At 40.3% G+C, this 3,195-nt stretch carries 4 protein-coding genes; all 4 read left to right on the top strand.

Annotated features, from left to right (window positions below):
- Positions 1-144 precede the first annotated feature (144 nt).
- Positions 145-345 carry a hypothetical protein gene (locus tag LC574_RS33060; protein WP_229457812.1) on the top strand — a complete coding sequence of 67 codons (201 nt, stop codon included), beginning with the start codon at positions 145-147 and terminating at the stop codon, positions 343-345.
- Positions 346-355: 10 nt separating this feature from the next.
- Complete coding sequence (locus tag LC574_RS33055) at positions 356-835, top strand: phage tail protein (RefSeq protein ID WP_229457811.1); 480 nt, start codon at positions 356-358, stop codon at positions 833-835.
- Between the two features lie 54 nt (positions 836-889).
- Positions 890-1,627 carry a phage baseplate protein gene (locus tag LC574_RS33050; protein WP_229457809.1) on the top strand — a complete coding sequence of 246 codons (738 nt, stop codon included), beginning with the start codon at positions 890-892 and terminating at the stop codon, positions 1,625-1,627.
- Positions 1,627-3,195: hypothetical protein (locus tag LC574_RS33045; RefSeq protein ID WP_229457808.1), on the top strand; the 1,569-nt coding region annotated here is incomplete at its 3' end. The genes LC574_RS33050 and LC574_RS33045, both read left to right, overlap by 1 nt.

Below are 3,195 nucleotides of genomic sequence, written 5' to 3'. Positions count from 1 at the left end.
TAACAGTCCTTACTTGTTAAATTTTCGAGTACATCTTATCAACTCTACCCGCTAACTCTTATTTAAGGAGTCCACAGTTTCGGAGATTAAATCTCTATGACTGGAGGTTGAAAGAGCAGTTTTATTCTGAATCTTGGGGCTTTTATGCATGGTCTGTTCCTTCAAGGAGCTTTTCAAGGTCGTAAGCCGGAAGATGCTTACTTTGTAAAGTGCGATAAGGAAACAACAATCCAAAATGATATTAACTTAGGAATTGTCAATATCATTGTTGGCTTTGCTCCTCTCAAACCTGCTGAATTTGTCATTCTCAAGATTCAGCAAATAGCCGGACAAATAGCAGTTTAAGGAGAAATATATGCCTTCTATTTCAAGTAACCGTATAGACTACTACAAAAACTTTAAATTTGTTGTAAAATTCGCTGGTAAAGAAGTAGCTGGGGTAAGTAAAGTCAGTGGTCTGAAGCGAACTACTGAGGTTATAGAACACCGCTCAGGTGGCGACTTTAGTACTGTCTATAAGTCTCCAGGACAAAGCAAGTACGATCCCATCACCTTAGAACGAGGTGTTAGTAGCAAACATTCTGATTTTCAAGAATGGGCAAATAAGGTCTGGAAGCTTGGTGATAAACCAGAAATGTCTCTGGCAGATTTCCGTAAAGATATCACTATTGAGGTTCGTGATGAAGCTGGTGAGAAAGCAGCTTCATATAGCGTTTTTGGTTGCTGGGTTTCGGAATATCAAGCTTTACCAGACCTTGATGCTAGTGCTAATGCTGTCGCTATCGAGTACATAAAGATAGAAAACGAAGGTTGGGAGAAGGAGGGTGGTGGCTGATTAAACAAGTCGAGTTAATCAAGCTTTATTAATAAACCAGCAGGGAAATAGACTATGCGATCGCTATCAACCTCAGAACTGTTAAATATCTGGGAATGGGGACGTAATCAGCCATCTTGGTCTAAAGCAATCAAGCTACTAGCTAGTGCTTGTCCTGATACCTCCATAGATACGCTTACTCAACTCAGTCTCGGTCAGCGTGATGCTATGCTGCTGACATTGCGAGAGTGGACATTTGGTTCGCAGCTGGTTAGTCAAGTCACCTGTCCCAACTGTGGTGAAGACTTGGAACTTAATTTTGATGTTGCAGATATGCGTGTAGCATCACTGTCACTTGAACCAGTTGAGAAATATTGTCTTGAGCTTGCTGATTATCAGGTGAGTTTTCGTCTGCCAAACAGTTTAGATCTGATAGCGATCGCTGAACACAAACAGCCAGAGATTGCCCAAGAGATTTTATTAGAACGCTGTATTTTGCAAGCAGTGTGTAACAGTGAATATCTGCTATTTCAGCAATTGCCATCTCATGTGAGAGATGCAGTTATTACCCAAATGGCTCAAGCAGATCCTCAAGCAAATGTGCCAATTGATATTTCTTGTTGCGCTTGCAACCACCAATGGCGATCGTTATTTGACATTGTATCGTTCTTCTGGGCTGAGATTAACCCTTGGGCGTTTCGAGTTTTGCGAGAGGTACATACTTTGGCTGCTGCTTACGGTTGGCGTGAAGCTGACATTTTGGCCATGAGTCCCAGACGGCGGCAATTGTACTTAGAGATGGTGACGAACTGATGAGTAATTATCTCTTTGATTTGATAGCTAAAAGCTTTAACCTAATCGATACAGTTCAACCTTTTGTATTATCTGTCTTTGAACCGTTACCAGAGTCTACCCTTGACTGGGAGCCATCGATTTTTAACGCAGAAGAAATTGAGTTGGAAACAACATCACAGCCAGATAATTTTACATTTGATATTTCGCCTACAACAAACTTGCAAATATCTGAAGATTTAACTAACCTGCTCCTAACTAATTTAACTCCAATACCTGTTCAATCTTCCCAACAATTACCAAAATCAACTCCTGATTTTGCACAGAAGCCTGACTTGGAATCATCTTTCAATTCGTCTTTTTCAGAGTCAGATGTTAAAAGAGAACGGGGAACTCTTAACAGGGAACAGGGGACTTGGGATGTGGATTTAAACCCCAACCCAAACTTGCAATTTATAGAAGATGGGGTTTTAGAACCCCAAATGGGAACAGATAAATTACTATTGACTTCAAACACCTCTAACCCAATCTTTAAACAGAGGCAACTTACACCTACATTTTTACCCCAGCAATCAATTGAAATTAATAGTCTGAGTTTATCTTTGCAATCACCTTTAACGTCAGATTTGCAAATATATTCCACCGAAAATCAAACAGAGTCAGGAATGTTTTCATTTGCTAACCAAGAGAAAACATTTTTGCAGCCAAATCTAAATACCACAATTTTAACGACTGCGATCGCAAAAGAAAACAATGCTCCTATCTCAAAGTTAATTGATGAAAAATCGGCAGAACTTACAACTCAATTATTAAATAACCAATCGGTTGAAAATAGTCGAGCAGTTTCTCTTCATCCCTTACCAAAGGTATCGTATTTGAAACAATCTCTCCCGCAAATACAAGCAGAAACCAGCACTATCCTCTCAATCCCTAGCCTTCTACAACAGGAAAAGTCTGCAACTGAAAACTTACATAAGCAACCTACAGAAATTAATCCAGTCTTTACCCATTCTCAGCTATCACAGGTGGAAAGTTCTGAAGCATTTCCCCCTCAACTTCAATCAAAACCAACAGCGATGTCTACGACGGGCTTCTCTACGAGACGCTGGGCGAACGCCAATGCACCTGCTACTACTCAAGTTTTACCTTTAAAACCTGCGCTAGCAGTGGAAACTAATACTCCTGCTTCTACTACGATTCAACCACAGGAACAACCTATAGCTGAATTACTATCAACGCCAGCGCTACAAACAGAGAATATTTTAACTTTACAAATATTATCAAGTCAGATTATAGAACAACCAACAGCGATGTCTACGGCGGGCTTCTCTACGAGACGCTACACGAATGCCTACGCACCTGCTATTTCTCAAGAGTTGCCTTTAAAACCTATAATCCCAGTGGAAACTAATACTACCGCTTCTACTGCGATTCAACCACAGGAACAACCTGTAACCGAATCACCACAAAAGCGAACGCTACAAACAGCGAATATTTCAACTTCACAAATATTATCAAGTCAGATTATACAACAACCAAAAGCGATTGCACCTACTACCGCTCAAGTTTTGCCTTTAATACCTGCCTTA

The organism is Nostoc sp. CHAB 5715, assembly GCF_020829685.1.
Taxonomy (GTDB): Bacteria; Cyanobacteriota; Cyanobacteriia; order Cyanobacteriales; family Nostocaceae; genus Nostoc.
Note: the sequence above shows the minus strand (reverse complement) of the source record. Positions and strands in the feature narration are given on the sequence as shown.